The sequence below is a fragment of the Mycobacterium sp. MAC_080597_8934 genome, assembly GCF_000523975.1.
Classification (GTDB): Bacteria; Actinomycetota; Actinomycetes; order Mycobacteriales; family Mycobacteriaceae; genus Mycobacterium; species Mycobacterium avium.
The window spans coordinates 208,220-229,653 of the sequence record NZ_JAOS01000001.1; the positions used below are offsets into that span (position 1 = coordinate 208,220).

The 21,434-nt window shown below is 72.5% G+C and carries 21 protein-coding genes; 10 read left to right on the forward strand and 11 right to left on the reverse strand.

Going from position 1 to position 21,434, the window contains the following annotated elements:
• Positions 1–11: 11 nt before the first annotated feature.
• Positions 12–767, forward strand: a complete 756-nt coding sequence (locus NF20_RS01035; protein WP_033713054.1) for an alpha/beta fold hydrolase — start codon at positions 12–14, stop codon at positions 765–767.
• Here the strand turns inward: NF20_RS01035 and NF20_RS01040 are convergent.
• The gene (locus NF20_RS01040; protein ID WP_033713056.1) at positions 750–1,661 is read right to left on the reverse strand and encodes an A/G-specific adenine glycosylase; all 912 of its coding nucleotides are present in this window, start codon (positions 1,659–1,661) and stop codon (positions 750–752) included. The two genes, NF20_RS01035 and NF20_RS01040, sit on opposite strands and share 18 nt — an antisense overlap.
• On the opposite strand from NF20_RS01040, the gene NF20_RS01045 reads away from it, so the two are divergent.
• Both NF20_RS01045 and NF20_RS01050 read left to right on the forward strand, forming a co-directional pair.
• Entirely contained in the window at positions 1,660–2,277 is a 618-nt protein-coding gene (locus NF20_RS01045) for a carbonic anhydrase (protein ID WP_003877107.1), read from the forward strand. The two genes, NF20_RS01040 and NF20_RS01045, sit on opposite strands and share 2 nt — an antisense overlap.
• A gap of 135 nt (positions 2,278–2,412) precedes the next feature.
• On the forward strand, positions 2,413–3,222 hold the full coding sequence (locus NF20_RS01050; protein ID WP_085989566.1) for a hypothetical protein: 810 nt from the start codon (positions 2,413–2,415) through the stop codon (positions 3,220–3,222).
• Positions 3,223–3,249: 27 nt separating this feature from the next.
• On the opposite strand, the gene disA is transcribed toward NF20_RS01050, so the two are convergent.
• From disA to NF20_RS01065, 3 genes are read right to left on the reverse strand one after another with little or no spacing between them, the layout of a single operon-like run.
• Entirely contained in the window at positions 3,250–4,323 is a 1,074-nt protein-coding gene (disA, locus tag NF20_RS01055) for a DNA integrity scanning diadenylate cyclase DisA (RefSeq protein ID WP_009974755.1), read from the reverse strand.
• The gene (gene radA / locus NF20_RS01060; protein ID WP_003875631.1) at positions 4,320–5,744 is read right to left on the reverse strand and encodes a DNA repair protein RadA; all 1,425 of its coding nucleotides are present in this window, start codon (positions 5,742–5,744) and stop codon (positions 4,320–4,322) included. The genes disA and radA overlap by 4 nt, the downstream gene beginning before the upstream one ends.
• A gap of 49 nt (positions 5,745–5,793) precedes the next feature.
• Complete coding sequence (locus NF20_RS01065) at positions 5,794–6,360, reverse strand: hypothetical protein (RefSeq protein WP_003875632.1); 567 nt, start codon at positions 6,358–6,360, stop codon at positions 5,794–5,796.
• A gap of 276 nt (positions 6,361–6,636) precedes the next feature.
• On the opposite strand from NF20_RS01065, the gene carD reads away from it, so the two are divergent.
• Genes carD through NF20_RS01095 form a run of 6 tightly spaced genes read left to right on the forward strand, consistent with a single transcriptional unit; the run spans position 6,637 to position 11,651 of the window.
• Entirely contained in the window at positions 6,637–7,125 is a 489-nt protein-coding gene (gene carD, locus NF20_RS01070; protein WP_003419482.1) for an RNA polymerase-binding transcription factor CarD, read from the forward strand.
• A gap of 34 nt (positions 7,126–7,159) precedes the next feature.
• Entirely contained in the window at positions 7,160–7,849 is a 690-nt protein-coding gene (gene ispD, locus NF20_RS01075) for a 2-C-methyl-D-erythritol 4-phosphate cytidylyltransferase (RefSeq protein ID WP_019733298.1), read from the forward strand.
• Positions 7,846–8,325, forward strand: a complete 480-nt coding sequence (gene ispF, locus NF20_RS01080) for a 2-C-methyl-D-erythritol 2,4-cyclodiphosphate synthase (protein WP_019733297.1) — start codon at positions 7,846–7,848, stop codon at positions 8,323–8,325. The genes ispD and ispF overlap by 4 nt, the downstream gene beginning before the upstream one ends.
• A 48-nt stretch (positions 8,326–8,373) precedes the next feature.
• On the forward strand, positions 8,374–9,780 hold the full coding sequence (gene cysS, locus NF20_RS01085; RefSeq protein ID WP_019733296.1) for a cysteine--tRNA ligase: 1,407 nt from the start codon (positions 8,374–8,376) through the stop codon (positions 9,778–9,780).
• Positions 9,781–10,710: a 23S rRNA (guanosine(2251)-2'-O)-methyltransferase RlmB gene (gene rlmB / locus NF20_RS01090; protein ID WP_019733295.1), complete on the forward strand. Its 930-nt coding sequence runs from the start codon at positions 9,781–9,783 to the stop codon at positions 10,708–10,710.
• A gap of 35 nt (positions 10,711–10,745) precedes the next feature.
• A complete protein-coding gene (locus NF20_RS01095) occupies positions 10,746–11,651 on the forward strand; it encodes a glycerophosphodiester phosphodiesterase (protein WP_170945429.1) in 906 nt (301 codons plus the stop codon).
• Here NF20_RS01095 and NF20_RS01100 read toward each other — a convergent pair.
• Complete coding sequence (locus tag NF20_RS01100) at positions 11,555–12,988, reverse strand: FAD-dependent oxidoreductase (RefSeq protein WP_033717190.1); 1,434 nt, start codon at positions 12,986–12,988, stop codon at positions 11,555–11,557. The two genes, NF20_RS01095 and NF20_RS01100, sit on opposite strands and share 97 nt — an antisense overlap.
• 178 nt (positions 12,989–13,166) lie before the next feature.
• Between NF20_RS01100 and NF20_RS01105 the strand changes: the two genes are divergently transcribed.
• Positions 13,167–15,800, forward strand: a complete 2,634-nt coding sequence (locus NF20_RS01105; RefSeq protein WP_033713058.1) for a helix-turn-helix transcriptional regulator — start codon at positions 13,167–13,169, stop codon at positions 15,798–15,800.
• Here NF20_RS01105 and NF20_RS01110 read toward each other — a convergent pair.
• Genes NF20_RS01110 through NF20_RS01135 form a run of 6 tightly spaced genes read right to left on the reverse strand, consistent with a single transcriptional unit; the run spans position 15,797 to position 21,347 of the window.
• Complete coding sequence (locus NF20_RS01110) at positions 15,797–17,038, reverse strand: SLC13 family permease (RefSeq protein ID WP_011723650.1); 1,242 nt, start codon at positions 17,036–17,038, stop codon at positions 15,797–15,799. The genes NF20_RS01105 and NF20_RS01110 overlap by 4 nt on opposite strands.
• A gap of 10 nt (positions 17,039–17,048) precedes the next feature.
• A complete protein-coding gene (locus NF20_RS01115) occupies positions 17,049–17,966 on the reverse strand; it encodes an MBL fold metallo-hydrolase (protein ID WP_023864187.1) in 918 nt (305 codons plus the stop codon).
• Positions 17,966–18,724 (reverse strand): LamB/YcsF family protein, encoded by a 759-nt coding sequence (locus tag NF20_RS01120; RefSeq protein WP_033713062.1) that lies wholly within the window; start codon positions 18,722–18,724, stop codon positions 17,966–17,968. Before NF20_RS01120 ends, NF20_RS01115 begins: the two co-directional genes overlap by 1 nt.
• Before the next feature lie 9 nt (positions 18,725–18,733).
• On the reverse strand, positions 18,734–19,594 hold the full coding sequence (locus NF20_RS01125; RefSeq protein WP_003875644.1) for a metal ABC transporter permease: 861 nt from the start codon (positions 19,592–19,594) through the stop codon (positions 18,734–18,736).
• Positions 19,594–20,415, reverse strand: coding sequence for a metal ABC transporter ATP-binding protein (locus NF20_RS01130; protein WP_033713063.1), 822 nt, complete (start codon positions 20,413–20,415; stop codon positions 19,594–19,596). Before NF20_RS01130 ends, NF20_RS01125 begins: the two co-directional genes overlap by 1 nt.
• Positions 20,412–21,347, reverse strand: a complete 936-nt coding sequence (locus NF20_RS01135) for a metal ABC transporter solute-binding protein, Zn/Mn family (RefSeq protein ID WP_003875646.1) — start codon at positions 21,345–21,347, stop codon at positions 20,412–20,414. Before NF20_RS01135 ends, NF20_RS01130 begins: the two co-directional genes overlap by 4 nt.
• Positions 21,348–21,434: the final 87 nt, after the last annotated feature.

The window sequence follows — 21,434 nt, forward strand, 5'->3', positions numbered from 1 at the left end:
AAGATGGTGGCATGCCCGGCACGGTGTTGACTCGCCACGGCGGCCACGGCGAGCCCCTGGTGCTGGTGCACGGCCTGATGGGCCGCGGCAGCACCTGGACGCGCCAGCTGCCGTGGCTGACCCGGCTGGGCACCGTCTACAGCTACGACGCGCCCTGGCACCGCGGCCGCGACGTCGAGGACCCGCACCCGATCAGCACCGAACGCTTCGTGGCCGACCTGGCCGACGCGGTGGGCACTCTGGATGCGCCGGCCCGGATGGTCGGGCATTCGATGGGCGCCCTGCACTCGTGGTGCCTGGCCGCGCAGCATCCCGAGCTGGTGTCGGCCCTGGTGGTCGAGGACATGGCCCCGGATTTCCGCGGCCGCACCACCGGCCCGTGGGAGCCGTGGCTGCACGCCCTGCCGGTCGAATTCGATTCCGCCGAACAGGTATTCGCCGAATTCGGGCCGGTCGCCGGGCAGTACTTCCTGGAGGCGTTCGACCGCACCGAAACGGGTTGGCGGCTGCACGGCCACACCTCGCGATGGATCGAGATCGCCGCGGAATGGGGCACCCGGGACTACTGGGCGCAGTGGCGCGCGGTGCGCGTCCCGGCGCTGCTGATCGAGGCCGGCAATTCGGTTACCCCGCCCGGCCAGATGCTCGAGATGGCCGAAAGGGCCGTCGCCGCAACCTATTTGCGTGTCCCGCAGGCCGGGCACCTGGTCCACGACGAGGCGCCGGAGGCGTACCGGCAAGCCGTCGAGTCATTCCTCGCCGGCTAGGGCGAACCGGCCGTCGGCCGTCTGCGTCACCAGGCCGTCGGCCAGCAGCGAATACAGCGCCCGGTCCCGCTGCGCTGTGTCGGTCAGCCAGGCCACATCCAGCTCGGCCCGGGTGACCGGAGAATCGTTGCCGCGCAACACATCCATGAGGCGTCCGCGCACCTGCCGGTCGGTTCCGGCGTAGGTCTGAACCCGCCGCGCCGGCCCGGTCGCCGGGGGATGACCGGCCTCGCGCCAGGCGCACCGGCGCAGCGGGCACAACCCGCAGCGCGGGGCGCGGGCGGTGCACACCGTGGCCCCCAGCTCCATCAGCGCGACCGAGAACTCCGGCGCGCTGCCGTCGCCCGGCAGCAGCGCCGCCACGTCGGCGTGGTCGCGGCCGGCGGACGGCGCTCCGGCGTCGGCCTGGCCGTGCACCGCGCGGGCCACCACCCGGCGCACGTTGGTGTCCACCACCGGCACCGGGCGTCGGTAGGCGAAGCAGGCGACGGCGCGGGCGGTGTAGCCGCCGACCCCCGGCAGCGTCAGCAGGGTGTCGACGTCGTCGGGAACGACGTCGCCGTGATCGCGCGCGATGACCGTGGCGCACTCGTGTAATCGCTTGGCGCGCCGCGGATATCCCAGCTTGCCCCAGGCGCGCAGCACGTCGGCGGCGCTGGCCGCCGCGGTGGCCGACGGGGTGGGCCAGCGCCGCACCCAGTCCGGCCAGATCGGCAGCACCCGCGACACCGGCGTCTGCTGCAGCATGAACTCGCTGACCAGGATCTGCCAGGCGCTGACGCCGGGGGCGCGCCACGGCAGATCGCGGCGCGCAACCCGATACCACTCGAGAAGATCGGTAACCGATATGAGTGCGCTGCCGACGGCCGGCGGCTGCGGCATGATGTCAGCCATGCCTAACACCAGTCCGGTAACCGCGTGGAAGTCACTCAAAGAGGGTAACGAGCGATTCGTCGCCGGGAAGCCGCAGCATCCGAGCCAAAGCGTCGAGCATCGCGCCAGCCTGGCCGCCGGGCAGAGCCCCACTGCGGTGGTGTTCGGCTGCTCGGACAGCCGGGTCGCCGCCGAGCTGATCTTCGACCAGGGCCTGGGCGACATGTTCGTGGTGCGCACCGCGGGCCAGGCCATCGACACCGCGGTCCTGGGTTCCATCGAATTCGCGGTGAGCGTGCTCAACGTGCCGCTGATCGTGGTGTTGGGCCATGACAGCTGCGGCGCGGTCAAGGCCGCCCTGGGCGCCATCGAGGAGGGCGCCATCCCCGGCGGTTTCGTGCGCGACGTGGTGGAGCGGGTGGCGCCGTCGATCCTGATGGGCCGCCGCGAGGGCCTGAGCCGCGTCGACGAGTTCGAGGAGCGGCACGTCCGCGAAACCGTGGCCCAGCTGGTGTCGCGGTCCACGACCATCGCCGAGCGGATCGGCGACGGCACGGTCGCGGTGGCCGGCGTCACCTACCACCTGGCCGACGGGCGGGCGGCCCTGTGCGACCACGTGGGCGACATCGGCGAATAACGGGCGAGCGGCCCGCCGATCCCGCCCGAGCGGCCGGGTCGGCGCGCCACCCTTACACCGGGGTCAGCCAGCAAACCTCGCGACACGCCGGGGCGGGTCAGCCGAATCGGCGTGACCTGGGCCTACGCTGCGAACGTGCTCGATCTTGAACCGCGTGGCCCGCTACCCACCGAGATCTACTGGCGGCGCAGAGGCCTGGCCGTGGGCATCGCGGTCGTCGTGATCGGGGTCGTGGCCGCCGCGGTCATCGCCTTCATGGGACACAGCGCGGGAGCCAAGCCCGCCAACGCCGACAAGCCGAACTCCGCGCAGAGCAAGCCGGGATCACCGGCGCCGCAGGCGCCGCCGCCCCCCGGCCCGGAGGGCCCCGCCCCGGCGGTGCCGCCGGCCCAAGGCCAGAACCCCGAGACGCCCACACCCACCGCCGCCGTGCAGCCGCCGCCGGTGCTCAAGGAGGGCGACGACTGCCCCGACTCGACGCTGGCGGTCAAGGGGCTGACCAACGCGCCGCAATACTTCATCGGTGACCAGCCGAAGTTCACCATGGTCGTCACCAACATCGGGCTGGTGGCCTGCAAGCGCGACGTGGGCGCCGCGGTGCTGGCGGCCTACGTCTACTCGCTGGACAACAAGCGGCTGTGGTCGAACCTGGACTGCGCGCCGTCCAACGAGACGCTGATCAAGACCTTCACCCCGGGCGAGCAGGTGACCACCGCGGTGACCTGGACGGGCATGGGCTCGGCGCCGCACTGCCCGCTGCCGCGCCCGGCGATCGGGCCCGGCACCTACAACCTCGTCGTGCAGCTGGGCAATCTGCGCTCGCAGCCGGTTCCGTTCATCATGAACCAGCCGCCACCGCCGCCCGGCCCGGTGCCCGGACCCGGTCAGCCCGGGGCGGTGCCGCAGCCCGAGGCGCCGCCGGTGCCCCCGCCGCCGGCCGGCTGAAGCCCCGGCGACTCAGCTCAACGCGACTCAGCTCAGCGAGTCGGTGATCGTCGACTCCGCTAGCTGCGAAAGTCCTTCTCGCACATGGCGGGCCCACATCGCGCCGATGCCGTCGATCGACTGCAGGTCGCTGGCGCTGGCCGCCAGCACGTTCTGCAGCGTCCCGAATGACCGGACCAACAGGTCGGCGTGAGCGAACTGCAGCCGGGGAATCCCGGCCAGCGCCCGGTAGCCGCGCGGGCTGACCGCCGAGTCCTGCGCCTCCGTCGTCGTCGGGTAGCCGAAAACCTTTGCCAGCGCGGTGAAATCGAGCAGCTCGGTGTCCGAGAGCGCATCCAGCTCGTCGAGGGTGGCGGTCATCTGGGCCTCGGACAGCGGCTCGGGGCTGGCGTGGTAGTCACGCACGATCAACTCGCGGGCGTTGTCGTTGCCGCCCAGCAGCTCGTCGAGCTGCAGCCGCAGCTGCCGGCCGTCGGTGCCGAGCTCGACCACGTCGTTGTCGATCACCTGGCCGATCCGCCGCACCAGCTCCAGGCGCTGCACCACGGTCAGGACGTCGCGCAGCGTGACGAAGTCCTCGATCTCGGCGCGCGACAGCTGCCTGCTGACCTCGTCCAGCCGGATCTTGTACCGCTCCAGGGTGGCGATGGCCTGATTGGCCCGCGACAGAATGGTCGCCGAATCCGCCACCACGTGCCGCTCCCCGCCCACGTAGACGGTCACGATGTTCATCGAATGGCTCACCGAGATCACCGGATAACCGGTCTGGATCGCGGCCCGCTCCGCCGAGCGGTGCCGGGTCCCCGACTCGTCGGTGGCGATCGAGGGGTCGGGGACCAGCTGCACGTTGGCCCGCACGATGCGGCTGCCGTCGGTGGACAGCACCACGGCGCCGTCCATCTTCGCCAGCTCGCGCAGCCGGGTCGGCGCGTAGCGCACATCCAGCGCGAAGCCGCCGTCGCAGATGGCCTCGACGTTTTCGTCGTTGCCGAGCACGATCAGCGCGCCGGTGCGGCCGCGCAGGATGCGCTCCAGGCCGTCACGCAGCCCGGTGCCCGGGGCCAGCCGGGCGACGGTCTCACGCAGCGTCGGACGAGTCACAGCGTGTCATTCTGCGGCCCCAGTGCACGATGCGTCCAGCCTTTGCGGGGCTCGGCGATGTCGACCATGTGCTTCAGCGCCGCGCCGATGGTCGGGGCCCGCAGCGCCCGCATCCCGCTGGGCACGATCTCGCGCCGCGGGTCGTCGCCGTCCGGAATCAGCGCGATGGAAAACCCCTGCCGGGCGGCCTCGCTCAGCCGCCGCGCCATGCCGCTGACCCGCCGCAGGTCCCCGGCCAGCCCCACCTCGCCGATCATCACCGCCGTCGTCGGCAGCGGCAGCTCGGACAGCGCCGACGCCAGCGCGATCGCGACGGCCAGATCCGACGACGGGTCGGTCAGCCGCATGCCGCCGACCGTGGACAGGTAGATGTCGTTGACCGCGACCGGCAGCTTTCCGTGCTTTTCCAGCACCGCGGTGATCATCGCGGCCCGGGAGTGGTCGATGCCGCTGACCGCGCGGCGCGGGGAGCCGCCCGACGGGCTGGCCAGCAACGCCTGCACCTCGCCGATCAGCGGCCGTTTGCCGTCCAGCGTCACCGTGATCGCGGTGCCCGGCACCGGGGCCGAGCGCTGATCCAGAAACAGGTTCGACGGGTCGGTGACGCCGGCGATCCCGTTGTCGTGCAACAGAAAACACCCGACCTCGTCGGCGGCGCCGAACCGGTTCTTGATGCCGCGGACCATCCGCAGCGAGCCGTTGCGGTCGCCCTCGAAGTGCAGCACCACGTCGACCAGGTGCTCGAGCGACCGCGGCCCGGCGATGGCGCCGTCCTTGGTGACGTGCCCGACCAGGATCAGCGCCACCCCGTTGGCCTTGGCCGCGGCGGTCAGCGCCGCCGTCACCGCCCGCACCTGCGTGACCCCGCCGGCGACGCCGTCGGCCTCGGTGGTGGACATGGTCTGCACCGAATCCACGATCACCAGCGCGGGCTTGACCGTGGCGATGTGCTCGAGCACCGTGTGCAGGTCGGATTCCGCGGCCAGATACACCTGGTCCCCGCCGCAGCCGATGCGGTCGGCCCGCAGCCGGATCTGGCCGGCCGACTCCTCACCGGAGATGTACAGCGCGCGCCGGCCGGACTGCGCCCAGCGGTGCGCGACCTCGAGCAGCAGCGTCGACTTGCCCACGCCCGGATCGCCGGCCAGCAGCGTGACCGAACCGGGCACCACGCCGCCGCCGAGCACCCGGTCGAGCTCGTCCACACCGGTCGAGCGGTGCCGGCTGGCGTCGGGCTTGATGGAGGTGATCGGCACGGCCTGCGACGCGGCCGTCAGGCGCGGGCGACGGCCGGCCACCGCGCTGAGCGCGGGAACCTCGTCGACGGTGCCCCAGGTGCCGCATTCCAGGCAGCGACCGACCCACTTCGCCGTGACGTGCCGGCATTCCGAGCAGCGGTATTGGGAGCGTGCGGTTGCCACGTGATGACGGTAGCGAGCGGCTACGACAAGACCGCGCCGCGACAGGCGGTCAGCCGGCGTGATCGGGCTGCGGCGCCACCCCGGCCGAGATCGGGACCAGCACGCTGGCCTGCCCGGCCTTCTCGAACGAGAAAGTGAAGTTGTAGGTCAGGCCGTTGGTGATCGGCTTGGCCAGCGTGACCGTCGCCTTGGCCGCGGTGTTGGAGCCGATCGGGCCGGGTGCCACCTTCTGGCCCTCCGGCGTGCCGATGAACAGCATCCCGCCGGCCGGCAGCCGGGTGTCGCCGCTCAGCGTCACCGTGCCGATGTCGGTGGTGATGCCCACCAGCTTGTCCGGGGTGTTCGGGGACTGGTTGACGGCCACCGCCACCAGGTCCACCGCCCGGCCCGGCTGCAGGAAGTCGCCGGTCTGCACGGCCTGGATCCGGATGTCGCGCAACGCCACGTTGTTGAAGGTGACCTTGTTGCCGTTGATGGCGGGTTCCTGCACCGCCATCTGCGAGACCTGACCGGCCCCGCAACCGCTGAGCAGGACGGCCGGCACGGCCACCGCCCCGGCGAGGGCGACCCGGACGGCGCGCGCGGGAAGGCCGAGGCGGATCTTGAAGCGGTTCACTCTCGAGCCTCCTGCTGAGCCGTGCGACTGAATGCAACTATGCACAGTAGTAGGAACGTCTTCGGCGCGGTAGCGCGGGGCGCCAGACCAGCGCGGGAGCGCTCGCGCAGGCCGCTTCCGGGGCCGACGGCGGGCATTGGTAATGTGCTGCACTGCACGACTTGCTCCTCATGTCAACCCCTAATCTGCGCGTGTTGTGCCCCTGACCTGCATCGTTGCTTCGCGCGTGGTTAGGCGGACGTGTTAGGATGAAGTAACGAAAGGGGCTCGAATCAGATGATCTTCAAGGTCGGCGACACCGTTGTGTACCCACATCACGGTGCTGCGTTAGTCGAGGCGATCGAAACCCGGACGATCAAAGGGGAACAAAAAGAGTATCTCGTCTTGAAGGTGGCGCAGGGCGACCTGACCGTTCGAGTTCCCGCCGAGAACGCCGAATACGTCGGCGTGCGCGACGTCGTCGGACAAGAAGGCCTCGACAAGGTATTCCAGGTGCTGCGCGCCCCGCACACCGAGGAGCCGACCAACTGGTCGCGCCGCTACAAGGCCAACCTGGAGAAGCTCGCCTCCGGCGACGTCAACAAGGTCGCCGAGGTGGTGCGCGACCTGTGGCGCCGCGACCAGGAGCGCGGCCTGTCGGCCGGCGAGAAGCGCATGCTGGCCAAGGCCCGCCAGATCCTGGTCGGTGAACTGGCGCTGGCCGAGAGCACCGACGACGCCAAGGCCGAGACCATCCTCGACGAGGTTCTGGCCGCCGCTTCCTGAAGGTCCTGACACTTCATTGGTCCCGGAGACGGGGTTGGCTCCGGAGACGGGCAGCTCAGGCACCGTAGTCGCCGTCGTCCCGGCCGCCGGGTCGGGGGAGCGACTGGCAGCGGGAATTCCCAAGGCATTCTGCGAGATCGACGGCGCCAGCATGCTGGCCCGCGCCGTCGCCGGTCTGCTGGACTCCAAGGTGGTCGACCACGTGGTGGTGGCGGTGCCCGCCGACCGCGTCGACGAGGCCAAACGACTGCTGGCCGGGCAGGCCGCCGTCGTCGCCGGCGGAGCCGACCGCACCGCATCCGTGCGCCTGGCCCTGGCCGCCGTCCCCGGCAACCCCCCGTTCGTGCTGGTGCACGACGCCGCCCGCGCCCTGACGCCGCCGGCGCTGATCGCCCGGGTGGTGCAGGCGCTGCGCGACGGTCACCGCGCCGTGGTGCCGGCGCTGCCGCTACACGACACCGTCAAGGCCGTCGACGCCAACGGGGTGGTGCTCGGCACGCCGGAACGCGACGGGCTGCGGGCGGTGCAGACACCGCAGGGTTTCGCCACCGACCTGCTGCTGCGCGCCTACGCCGCCGGGGCCGGCACGGCGGGTTTCACCGACGATGCGTCGCTGGTCGAGCACGTCGGCGGCCAGGTCCAGGTGGTCGACGGCGACCCGCTGGCCTTCAAGATCACCACCCAGCTCGATCTGCTGCTGGCCGAGACCATCGTGCGCCGGTGAACACCACCCCGCGGATCGGCCTGGGCGTCGACGTGCACCCGATCCAGGCCGGGCGGCCGTGCCGGCTGCTGGGCCTGCTTTTCGACGACGCCGACGGCTGCGCCGGCCACTCCGACGGCGACGTGGGCGCGCACGCGCTGTGCGACGCTGTGTTGTCGGCGGCGGGCCTGGGCGACGTGGGTGCGGTGTTCGGCGTCGACGATCCGCGCTGGGCGGGTGTCAGCGGCGCCGACATGCTGCGCCACGTCGCCGATCTGACGGCGCGCCACGGCTTTCGGGTGGGCAACGCCGCCGTCCAGGTGATCGGGAACCGGCCCAAGGTCGCGCCGCGCCGCGCCGAGGCGCAGCGGGTGCTGTCGGAGCTGCTGGGGGCGCCGGTGTCGGTGGCGGCGACGACGACCGACGGGCTCGGGCTGACCGGGCGCGGAGAGGGCCTGGCCGCCATCGCCACCGCGCTGGTGGTCCCCACCGGCTGAGCCCGCGCGGCGCGGACGCCGCGGAACCACCCGGTAAGCTGGCACGTCGTGACCGATCGCCCCCGCTTGCGGCTACACGACACGGCAGCCGGTGCTGTGCGTGATTTCGTACCGCTGCGCGACGGCCACGTCTCCATCTACCTCTGCGGCGCCACCGTGCAGGGCCTGCCGCACATCGGCCACGTCCGCAGCGGGGTGGCCTTCGACATCCTGCGCCGCTGGCTGATCGCCCTCGGCTACGACGTCGCCTTCATCCGCAACGTCACCGACATCGACGACAAGATCCTCAACAAGGCCGCCGCGGCGGGCCGGCCGTGGTGGGAGTGGGCGGCCACCTACGAACGCGCGTTCAGCGCCGCCTACGACGCCCTGGACGTGTTGCCGCCGTCGGCCGAGCCGCGCGCCACCGGGCACATCACCCAGATGGTCGAATTGATCGAGCGGCTGATCGAAAAGGGCCACGCCTACACCGGCGACGGCGACGTCTACTTCGACGTGCTCAGCTACCCCGAGTACGGGCAGCTGTCCGGGCACAGGATCGACGACGTCCACCAGGGCGAGGGCGTGGCCAGCGGCAAGCGCGACCAACGCGACTTCACGCTGTGGAAGGGCGCCAAGCCCGGCGAGCCGTCCTGGCCCACGCCGTGGGGCCGCGGGCGCCCCGGCTGGCACACCGAATGCGTGGCCATGGCCCACGAGTACCTCGGCCCCGAATTCGACATCCATTGCGGCGGAATGGATTTGGTGTTCCCCCACCATGAGAACGAGATCGCCCAGAGCCGCGCGGCCGGGGACGGGTTCGCCCGCTACTGGCTGCACAACGGCTGGGTGACCATGGGCGGGGAGAAGATGAGCAAGTCGCTGGGCAACGTGTTGGCCATCCCGGCGATGCTGCAGCGGGTGCGGCCCGCCGAGCTGCGCTACTACCTTGGCAGCGCGCACTACCGGTCGATGCTGGAGTTCTCCGACACCGCGCTGCAGGACGCCGTGAAAGCCTATGTGGGAGTTGAGGAATTCCTGCACCGGGTGCGGGTGCGGGTCGGCGGGGTGGAGCCGGGCGAGCCCACCCCGCGGTTCGCCGACGCGCTCAACGACGACCTGGCGGTGCCGGCCGCGCTGGCCGAGGTGCACCAGGCCCGCGCCGAAGGCAACCGCGCCCTGGACAGCGGCGATCACGAGGGCGCGCTGCGGCAGGCCCGCTCCATCCGCGCGATGATGGGCATCCTGGGCTGCGACCCGCTGCACGAACGCTGGGAGACCCGCGACGAGACATCGGCGGCCCTGGCCGCCGTCGACGTGCTGGTGCGCGCGGAGCTGCAGAATCGGGAGAAGGCACGCGAGCAGCGCAACTGGGCGCTCGCCGACGAGATCCGAAACCGGCTCAAGCAGGCCGGCATCGAGGTCACCGACACCGCCGACGGGCCGCAGTGGACGTTGGGCGGAGACGGCAAGTAGATGGCGGGCAACTCGCGACGCCGCGGCGCGGTACGCAAAGCCGGCACCAAGAAGGGCCCGACCGTGGGTTCAGGGGGCCAGCGTCGCCGCGGGCTGGAGGGCCGCGGTCCCACGCCGCCCGCGCACCTGCGGCCCAACCACCCCGCCGCCAAGCGCGCCCAATCGCCGCCCCGCCGCCCCGCCAAGCGCACCGAGGAGACCGAGACGGTGCTGGGCCGCAACCCGGTGCTGGAATGCCTGCGCGCCGGCGTCCCGGCGACCGCGCTGTATGTGGCGCTGGGCACCGAGGCCGACGAACGGCTCACCGAATCCGTCTCCCGCGCAGCCGATTCGGGCATCTCGATCCTCGAGGTGCCGCGCGCCGACCTGGACCGGATGACCGGCAACCACCTGCATCAGGGCATCGCGTTGCAGGTGCCGCCGTATATCTACGCCCACCCCGACGACCTGCTCGAGGCCGCGGCCGGTTCGCCGCCGGCACTGCTGGTCGCGCTGGACAACATCTCCGACCCGCGCAACCTGGGCGCCATCGTCCGTTCGGTCGCCGCGTTCGGCGGCCACGGTGTGCTGATCCCGCAGCGGCGGTCGGCGTCGGTGACGGCGGTGGCCTGGCGCACCAGCGCCGGGGCCGCCGCCCGCATCCCGGTCGCGCGGGCCACCAATCTCACCCGCACACTGCAGGATTGGGCCGACCGCGGGCTGCGGGTGATCGGGCTGGACGCCGGCGGGGACACCACGCTCGACGACCTGGACGGCAGCGACCCGATGGTGGTCGTCGTGGGCTCGGAAGGCAAGGGGCTGTCCCGGCTGGTGCGGCAGAACTGTGACGAGGTGGTGTCCATCCCGATGGCCGGCAGCGCCGAATCGCTGAACGCCTCGGTGGCCGCGGGGGTGGTGCTGGCCGAGATCTCCCGGCAGCGCAGGGGTTGAGTTCTCTGGGCTCGCGGTGGGCGGTGGCGGCGGCGGTGGCACTGCTGATGGCGGTGCTGCTGTCGGCGGCGCCGGCGTATGGGCAGCCGGCGACCTTTGATCTGCAGGCCCATCGCGGCGGCCGCGGCGAGACGACGGAGGAGTCGCTGCGCGCCTTCGCCAAGGCGATCCAAACCGGCGTCAGCACACTGGAACTCGACATCGTCGTGACCCGCGACGGCCAACCGCTGGTGTGGCACGACCCGACGATCCAGGCCGACAAATGCAGCGACACCGGCCCGGCGTTCCCCGGCGACCCGGGCTACCCGTATGTCGGCAAGCTGGTGCACCAGCTCACCGTCGCGCAGATCCACACCCTGGACTGCGGGCACCGGCTGAAAGAGTTCCCGGACGCGGAAGTGGTGCGCGGCAACAAGATCGCGACCCTTCCTGAGGTCTTCGCGGTGGCCGACTCGCACCGCGCCGACGCGATCCGCTACAACATCGAAACCAAGGTGGAGCCCGACGACACCGGCGCGTCGGCGCAGCCCCAGGAGTTCGTCGACGTGATCCTGGCCGCGGTCAGGTCGGCGGACAAGCTCGCGCGGGTGGAGATCCAGAGCTTCGACTGGCGCACCCTGCCGCTGGTACGGCGGGCCGAGCCGTCCATCCCGCTGGTGGCCCTGTACGACGAGCGGGCCGCCGGTGACCCGGTGCTCGGGGCGCGGGCGGCCGGTGCCGACATCGTCTCCCCGGACTACCGGCTGGTCACCGGCAAACCGTACGTCGACCGCGCGCATGCGTTGGGGCTCAAGGTCATTCCGTGGACCGTAGACGACGCCGAGGACATGCGGCGCCTGATCGGCTACGGCGTCGACGGGCTCATCACCGACTTCCCGACGTTGGCGCGCGGGGTGCTGGCCGAACTCGGCGTGCCGCTGCCGCCGGCCGTGCCGGGGTGATCGGCGCCGCGGGCGCGCGCGGCGCGCCACATGATGCTCGGCCGCAACAGCCGGGTCGCGGGGTCGACGAGCGAGGTGACCCTGATGAACTGGTTCAGCGCGACCGTGTCGGTTTCGGCCGCGGTGAGCACCCGATCGACGTACTTGTTGAACGCCCGGGCGATCAGCGGCGGGGTGCCCTCGATTTCGGGCAGGGCGAGGTCGGGGTTGGTGGACAGCTGCCAGGCCTGCCGGATCGGCGCCGCCGCGGCGCGGAAGAATCGGCGCGCCAGATCCGTTGTGCCGCTTGACAAGCAGTCGCGCAGCGCCAGTGCCTCCAGCGCGGCCACTGACATGCCCTGGCCGTAGATCGGGTTGAAGCTGCAGATCGCGTCGCCGGTGACCAGCAGGCCGTCCGGGAAACGCCGCAGCTTGTCGTAGCGGCGCCAGCGGCTGCACGGCATCCGGTGCCGCACCGGCTCCCCGACGGGTTCGGCGCCGCGCACCGCGGCGAGCAGGTGCGCCGGTGCGCAGTCGGCGATGAAATCGCACATGGTGGCGAGGTCCAGCGTCGCGGGCTCCTCGCCGCCGACCCCCATCACGGTGAGCAGCCAGGTGTCGTGCTCGCAGTGCAGCAGCCCGCAGCCGCGCGGCCTGCCCGGCACGATCCCGATCAGCAAGCCGAGTTCGCGCGGCGCCTCGCCCGTCATGCGCAACGCCTGGCTGGCGTAGGTGAGCTGCACGGTGACGCGGTCCTCGCGCGGGCGGTCATACCCCAGGCCGTCCAGCCAGGTGGGCGTGTGGGCGGCGCGCCCGGTGGCGTCGACCACCAAATCGGCGGGCATCGCGGTGGTTTCGCCGGTCCGGCCGTCGGCCACCCACGCCCCCACCACGCGCCGGCGGTTGGCGGTCGAGACGAGACGCGTGACGCAGTGCTCGTCGCGCAGGGTGACGTTGGGAATGCCGCGCAGCCGCCCGCGGACGTGGTCCTCGAGGAACGGCCGGGTCGCGCTGTAGGCGGTCAGTCCGGGGGCGGCGCCGCTGCGCGTCATCAGATGCCCGCCGATGTTGTAGTAGAGCTGCGAGAGGTCCTGGCCGTCGAAGTACTGGGCGCCGTCGCGGACCATCTGGTCGAGAACACCCGGGAACAACTCCTCGATCGCCTGGGCGCCGCGGCACAATAGGGCGTGCAGATGCCGGCCCTGCGGCACACCCCGCCGAGCGCTGTGGGCGTCGGGCAGCGGGTCGCGCTCCACCACGGTGACCCGGTCGAAGAAGTCGGCCAGCGAGCGCGCGGCCAGCAAACCGCCCATGCTCGCCCCCAACACCACCGCGTGCTCACCCACCTTGGTCGTCATGTCGCCGCCTTTCCGAGCTGTTAGCTGACAAAAACAATGCTCACGGGCACCGGCGGGCGCCGATAGCGTAGTCGGGTACTCCACCTCGGGTGGCCGCGCCGCCGCCGGTCCCGCGGCCGCGCGACCGAAGGCGGGCAATCCCGCCCGCGCGGCGCCCCCGCGCGGCTATGCTCGCCGCGTGATCGGCGGCGAGCTGCTGATTGGGCGCGACAGCGAATTGGCCGCCATTCGCCGCGCCCTGAACGGGGCTGACCACTGCCGCGGGGTGGTGATCGCCGGGGCCGCCGGCGTGGGCAAGACCTGGCTGGCCCGTGCGGCGCTGCGGCGCGCCGGGGCGTCGGGCGAGCAGATCAAATGGATCGTCGGCACCCAGTCCGCCCAGGCCCTGCCGCTCGGGGCGTTCATCGGCCTGCTCGGCGACGCGATGTCGGAGCCGCTCACCAGCGTGCGGCGGGTGATCGAGACGTTCGTGGCCCGGCAACGCCGGGGCCGGGTGGTGGTGGGCGTCGACGACGCGCACCTGCTGGACGGGTTGTCGGCCCTGGTGGTGCACCAGCTGGCGCAGTCCGGCGGAGTCCGGCTGGTGGTGACGGTGCGCACCGGCAGCCACCAGCCCGACGCCGTGACGGCGCTGTGGAAGGACGACCTGCTGACTCGCCTTGATCTGGAACCACTTTCGGCCGCGGCGACCCGCGAGGTGATCGAGAGCACGCTGGGCGGCCCGGTCGACGCGCGGTGCGCGGCGCGGTTCCGGCGGCTCACCGGGGGCAACACGCTGTTTTTGCGGCAGCTGCTGAGCGACCAGATGGCCGCCGGGCGGATGCGCCGCGTGGCCGGGGTGTGGATGTGGGACGGCGACGTCGCCGTCTCGGCCAGCCTGTCCGACACGGTGGGACGCCAGCTGGGCCGGCTCACCCCACCGCTGGCGCTGGTGGTGGACACATTGTCGCAGTGCGAGCCGCTGCCGGTAGACCTGTTGTGCGACTTGGCATCTCGAGAAGACCTGGTTGCGGCCGAGGCGATGGGACTGGTGACCGTCGAACGCACCCCGCGCGCCTTGATGGCCCGGCTCGCGCACCCGCTGTTCGGTGAGCTCCGCCGGGCCGGCGCCGGCGAGATGTACCTGTCGACGATCCGGGGCCGGCTGGCGACCCGGCTGGCGCAGGACCAAGACGCCGACATGCAGGCCACGGTGCGCCGGGCGTTGCTGACCCTGGAGTCCGACCTGGACCCGCAACCCGAGCTGTACCTGGAGTCGGCGCGGCACGCGATGACGCTGTTGGACCTGGAGCTGGCCGACCGGCTGGCCAACGCCGCCGCGCGGGCCGGGGCGCCTGGCGCCGCCGGGGTGCGGGCGATGAACCTGGTGCTGCTGGGCCGGGGCGAGCAGGCCGAGGAGGCGTTGCGGGCCATCACCGACGGCGCCGACGGCGACGCGTCCGATCGGCACTATTGGGCGACGGTGCGCGCGGCCAACCTGGTGTGGATGCTGGGCCGGCCGGCCGATGCCGCGCTGGTCCTCGACGGCCTCGCCGCGCGGCCCGAGACCCCGGCGCAGGCCGCGGCCCGTTGCGCGGTGCAGGCGTGCCTGGACGCGGTGGCCGCGCGCTGCCAGCTCGCCGCTGAACGGGCAAGGGCCGCACTGGATTCCGAGTCGCTGCCGGATTTCCACGCGATGATGGCGTCGCTGGCGCTGATCATGGCGATGGGGGCGCTGGGACAGGTCGATGACCTGACCGCGGTGGCCGAGCAGGCGCTGCGCCGCGCGACGACGTCGTTCGAGGCGTCACACATGCGGTTCTGGTTCGGCGCCGTGTACGGGCGGGCGTGCCGGCTGACCGGACGCATCGACGAATTCGTCAGCACCGCAAGACGATTGGCCGACTCGGGCCGTGACGTCCCCGGTTTGGCGTACGCGAACCTGGCCCTGTTGCTGGGCAACGCCGAGCTGGCCCGCGGGGCCGCGGCCGAGGCGGCCCGGCTGGTGCAGGAAGCGCTCGCCGGTGCGCAGATACACGAAGTCACCAGCGGTTTGCGGCCGGCCAGCTATTTCGCCTTGGCCGAGGCGCACGGCAGGCTCGGGCACCCGGCGCAAGCCAACGAGGCGATCGCCGGGGCGAGATCCTGCGTGCCGCCGGACTTCCTGTTCATGCACACCGGTCTGGCGCTGGCCACCGGCTGGGCGCTGGCCGCCGGCGGCCAGCTGCGCGAGGCCGTGGCCACCGCGCAGGCGGCGGCGCGGCTCGCCCGCGACCGCGGCCAGCCCACCCACGAACTGGCCTGCATCCAAGCCGCGGCGCAATGGGGGGACGCCGCGGGGGCGGTGCGCGCCCGCGCGCTGGCCGACGCGCTGTCGCTGCCGCTGGCCGACGCCATCGCCTGCCACGCCGAGGCGCTGCGGGCCGGCAACGGCGAGGCCCTGCTGACGGTCGCGGCGGCCTACCGGGCGATCGGCGACGCGGCGGCCGCCGCCGACGCGGCCGCGCAGGCCTCCGCCGCGTTCGTCGAGGGGCAGCAGCACCAGCGCGGGCGGTATGCGGCGGCCCTGGCCGGTGAGCTGGCCGAGGAATGCGGCGGCCTGTGCACGCCGGCGTTGCGGACCCCGGCGGGGCTCAAGCTATCGGGCCGGCAGCGCGACGTCATCGAACTCGCCGTCGCCGGCCTGTCCAACCGCCAGATCGCCGAGCGGTTGGTGATGTCGGTGCGCACCGTGGAGGGCCATATCTACCGGGCCTGCCAACGGGTGGGCGCCCAGTCGCGCGACGAACTGGCCACCATCATCCGCTCCAGGCCGGCCGGCCGCGAAAGCTAGCCGCCCAGCAGCCGCGCCGACGCCCACAGCGCCAGCACGGCCACCAGCAGCGAGACCGGCACCGTGCACACGCCGAGGCGGGTGTATTCGCCCACCCCGGCGTCCACGCCGTGTTGACGTAACACCCTGCGCCACAACAGGTTCGACAGCGAACCGACATAGGTCAGGTTGGGGCCGATGTTCACTCCGATCAACACCGCCAGCACCGCCACCGGCCCGGCCGGCGCGACCAGCGGCAGCAGCACCAGCGTCGCCGGCAGGTTGTTGACGACGTTGGCCAGCACCGCGGCCGTCGCGGCGATCGCGAGCAGGGCGGGCAGGCCCGAGCCCGACGGCAGCAGCGCCGACATCGCCCGGTCCATCCCGTTGCGCATGACGGCCTGCACCACCACACCCAGCGCCAGCACGAAAACCAGGAACGACACGTGGACCGAGCGCGCGATCTCCGTCACCGTGGTGTGCCCGCGGGCCAGACTGCGCACCGCCAGCACCGACGCGCCGCACAGCGCCACCCACGCCGGGGCGATCCCCACCGACTGGGCGACCGCGAACCCGGCGAGCGTCAGTGCGACCACCACCAACACGAACACCGGCGGGCGCGGCGGCGCGCCGAGCGCCGCCGGGTCGGGCTGCACCCGCAGGTCCTTGGCGAAGAACCCGCGGAAGACGGCGTAGAGGGTGGCCACCGCGGCCAGCCACGGCGCCGCCATCAACAGCGTGAACCTGGTGAACGACAGCTGGGCCGTGTGGAAGGCCAGCAGGTTGGTCAGGTTGGACACCGGCAGCAACAGCGAGGCGCCGTTGGCCAGGTGGGCGGTGGCATAGGCGTACGGCCGCACCGCGGTGCGCTGCCGGCGCACCGCGGCCAGCACCACCGGGGTCAGCAACACCACGGCTGCGTCCAGGCTCAGCACCGCGGTGATGGCCGAGGCGATGACGAACACCCGCCGCAGCATGCCGGCCGACCCGACGCGGCCCCTCGCGATCGCCGCACCCGCCGCCTCGAACAGGCCCTCGTCGTCGCACAGCTTGGCCAGCACCAGCACCGCGCCCAGGAAGGCGACCACCCCGGACAGGTCGGCGATCTGCTGTTCGGCCGCGGCGACCGGGATCGCGCCGACACCCACCAGCAGCAGCGCCGCCGGCACCGCCGCCACCGCCTCCGGCCAACCCCGCGGGCGCGCGACGGCGAACCCGAGCACCACCGCAAGCAGCACCAGCGCAACGGTCAATGCCATCGAAAACGCTTTACGCCCAAGGGTCTTCGCGTCGCCACACGCTCGGCAGGTGCAGCGCGACACCGTCGCGCTCGGCGAGCTCGTCCAGGACGCGGATGGACGCGTCCAGGTCATCGCCCGCATAAGGCAACGCCCGCAACGGTTTTGACAGCGGACGGAAGAAGTCGTCCCAATGGATCAGGATCACCCGGCGCGCCCCGACCGTGCGCACGGTCTGGTCCCAATACTCGTCCAGGTACGACCGCGGCCGCAGCCCCAGCTGCCCGACGGACAGATAGGCCGCCTCGGCGCGCTGCCCGGCCAGCGCGCCGGCCACGAATCCGGCGCTGCCGCAGATCAGCAGCCGGCGCCCCGTCGGCCGGTGCCGCACCAGTGTCGACCAGGACTCGCCGCAGCGGTACGCCGACGCCCGCGCCGGCGGGATCAGCGGCTCCTCGATCACGCCGGGGAACCGGTCGGGCGGGCAGTGGTGGGACTTGACCAGCGTTACGTCGAAGGCGCCCAACCGGATTGGCTCGCCGTCGGCTGCGACGACGATGCGGTCCTCGGGCAGCCCGTAGCCGCGTCCGACGTTGGCCGCGGACTCTCCGCCGACCAGCAGCGCGCCGGTGCGGTCGGCCACCAGCGCGGAGTCCAGCGCGTGGTCGAAGTGGGTGTGCACCGGGATGACGGCCGCCAGCCGGGACACCTTGGCCCGGGCCAGGCAGCCGTCGACGCGCGGCGGCGACGGCGACACCTTGCCGGCGACCACCCGGGCCAGGCCGGGCCGGGAGAAGTAGCCGTCGGTCAGCAGCGCCGACGAGCCGTCGTCGATCAGCAGGCTCGCCACCCCCAGCCAGGTCACCGACAGCCCACCGGGGCCGGCCGCGGGCACGTCGAACCTGTCGGCGTAGCGGGTGATGTCGGGGCGACCGAGCCTGAGCCGCATCAGCAGAACGCCCGGATCTCCACGCCGGCCGCCCGCAGGCGATCGCGCACCGCGGTGGCGATCTGCACCGCCCCCGGCGAATCGCCATGCACGCAAACCGATTCCACGCTCAGCTCGAGCCGGGTGCCGTCGACGGCGGTGACCGCCCCGGTGTCGACCATGGCCAGCACCCGCTCCGCGATGGCCGCCGGGTCTGCCAGCACCGCGCCCGGTTCCCGGCGGGAGACCAGCCGGCCGTCCTGCCGGTAGGCCCGATCGGCGAACGCCTCGGCGACCACCCGCAGACCGCGGCGGGCGGCCTCGTCGAAAAACACCGAGCCGGCCATGCCCAGCACCGGCAGGCCGGGGTCCACCAGCCGGACCGCCTCGGCCACGGCGGCGGCCTGCGCGGTGTGCGTCACGATCGTGTTGTACAGCGCGCCATGCGGTTTGACGTAGCACACGGACGAACCCGCCGCGTGCGCGATCGCCTGCAGCGCGCCGATCTGGTACACCACGTCGGCGAGCAGCTCCTCGGCGGCGACGTCGATGAAACGCCGGCCGAACCCGGCCAGGTCGCGGTAGCTGACCTGCGCGCCGACTCGCACCCCGCGCTCGGCGGCCGACCGGCACACCCGCAGCAGCCCGGCGGGGTCGCCGGCGTGGAAACCGCACGCCACGTTGGCGCTGCTGACGATGCCGAGCATGGCGTCGTCGTCACCGAGGCGCCAGACGCCGAAGCCCTCGCCCAGGTCGGCGTTGAGGTCGATACCGGCCACCCGCCCAGCTTAGGTGGCGGCCTCCCGGCGGCGCCCGATCAACCAGCAGGCCAGATAGATCAGGAACGAGATGGTCGCGACGAACACCGACACCGGCACGCCCGGCGCCAGCGACAGCACGATCCCGCCCAGCGCCGACACCTCGGCGAAGGCCACCGAGGCCAGCATCGCAGCCCCGGGCGAGGCGACCACCCGGGCCGCCGCGGCCGCCGGGGTGATCAGCAGCGACATCACCAGCAGCGCGCCGACGATCTGCACCGCCTGGGCCGCCACCACACCGACCAGCGCCGCGAACACGATGCCCAGCGCGTGCACCGGCACCCCGCGCGCGGCGGCGACGTCGGGGTCGACGGTGGCGAACAACAGCGGGCGGTAACACGTCGCCAGCACGGCGATCACCAGCAGGCACACCAGCGCCAGCATGGTCAGCCCGGTGTAGCCGACCCCGACGATCTGGCCGGTCAGCAACGCGAAACTGGTCGCGGTGCGACCCGGGTAGAGGTGGATGAACAGCACCGCCAGCCCCAACCCGAACGCCAGCACCACGCCGATCACCGAGTCGCGTTCCCGGGCGCGCCGGCCCAGCACCCCGAACAGCGCGGCCGCCAGCGCGCTGCCGATCAGCGCGCCCACCCCGACGCCGATCCCGACCAGCAGCGCGAATGCGGCCCCGGTCAGCGACAATTCGCTGGAGCCGTGCACCGCAAACGACATCTGCCGCATCACGATGAACGGCCCGATCAGCCCGGCCACCAAACCCAGCAGGGCCGCCGCGACCAGCGCCTGCTGCACGAAGTCGTGGCCCAGCAGGTGCACCGTGATGTCCAAGGAGAACAGGTGGTCGGCCATGTCGGCGAGGCGATGCTCCATCAGCCGTGCCCGTCGGTGTGCTCGCCGGCCACCACGTAGCCGCCCTTGACCTTCACCACCTGGATGTCGGCCCGGTACAGCGCCGAGAGCGTCTCGGTGTTCATCACCTGCTCGACGGTGCCGATCCGGAACCGGCCGTCGACCAGATACAGCACCCGGTCCACGTACGGCAGGATCGGGTTGATCTCGTGGGTGACGACGATGACCGTGGTCGCGGCGTCCCGGCGGCGCCGCTCCAGCAGCGCCGACACCAGCTTGGCGTTGGCCGGGTCCAGGGTCAGCAGCGGCTCGTCGCACAGCAGCAGCAGCGGGTCGCTGACCAGGGCCTGGGCGACGCGCATCCGCTGCAGCTCGCCGCCCGACATCACCCCGACCCGCACGTCCGCCAGGTGTTCGCCGTTGACCTGGCGCAGCGCCTGGTCCACCGTGGCGCGGCGGCGCGCCCGCTCCCGGGGCCGCAGCGGCGCGGCGCCCCAGCGCCCGCCGTCCAGGCCCAGCCGGACCAGGTCGCGTCCGCGCAGCATCACGTCGCGCTCCATCGGGCGGTGTTGCGGCACGTAGCCGATGCGCCCGCTGCCCGAGGTGATCGGCTTCCCGTCCACCAGCCCCACCCCGGCGCTCAGCGGCAGCTGGCCCAGCAGCACCTTCAGCAGCGACGTCTTGCCGCTGCCGTTCGGGCCGAGCACCGCGACGAACTCGCCCCGCGACACCGACAGGTCCAGGTCCTCCCACAGCACCCGGTCGCCGAACGCCAGCCGGGCGCCGCGCAGCGAGACGGTGTCGGCGTCGTGGTCGACGGCCGCGGCGGCCTGCAGGCTCACGGCTGCAACGACCGTACGGGTTGCAGCGCCGTCTGCAGCTGGCCCACCGTATTGCGTTGCCAGCTCAGGTAATCCGCGCCGTCGGGCAACGTCTCGCGGACCTCGACGACCGGGACGCCGGCGCGCCGGGCGGCCTCGCGCAGGCCGTTGACCGCGGACGCCGACGTCTGCGGGTTGACCACCAGCGCCGACACCTGGTGCCGGTCGAGCAGGTCGAGGGCCCGCGCCAGGTCGGCGGGCGCGGGGTCGGTCTCGTTCTCGACGGCCGCTTCCAGCGCCGGCGGCGTCCGGTTCACCAGGCCCGACGCCTCGAGCAGGTAGAAGGCGACCGGCTCGGTGGCGACGACCGAGCCGCCGGGGTGGGCGGCCGCGATGGTGTGCTCGATGCCGGCGATGGCGTCGGCGTCGCGGCCGAACGCGGCCGCATTGCGCCGGTAGTCCGCGGCGTTGCCCGGGTCGATCGCCGCCAGCCGGTCGGCGACGGCGGCGGCCACCGCCTTGGCGACGCCCAGGTGGTAGAACACGTGCTCGTTTCGGGGGCGGCCGTCGTCGGGCAGCAACGCGTAGGCGTCGACCCGCGCGACGCCGGGATGATGCGCCAGCACGTCGTCGACCCAGCCGTCGTAGCCGCCGCCGTTGAAGACGACCAGGCCGGCGTCGGCGATCGCGGCGGCATCCGACGGGCTGGCCTCATAGGAGTGCGGGTCTTGGTCGGACCCGCTCAGGATGGACGCGACCGCCACGTGGCCGCCGGCCACCGCCCGCGCCACGCTGCCCCACACGTCGGTGGACGCGACGACGGCGGTCGCGTGCGGATGCGCCGGACCGGTGCACCCGGTCAGCGCCGCCCAGCCGGTCACCGCCAGCACGGCCGCCAGCCACCGCGTCGTGCGGCCGACCCGCGTTGCGTCCCGCGTCAGTGCCGTGCCCACGTCCGATGTCCTCCCGCCGGCCAGCCAGCCGATGCACAATACTAATGAAAATCGTTTCCATTACAAAGCCGGCCGGGGAAGCGCATA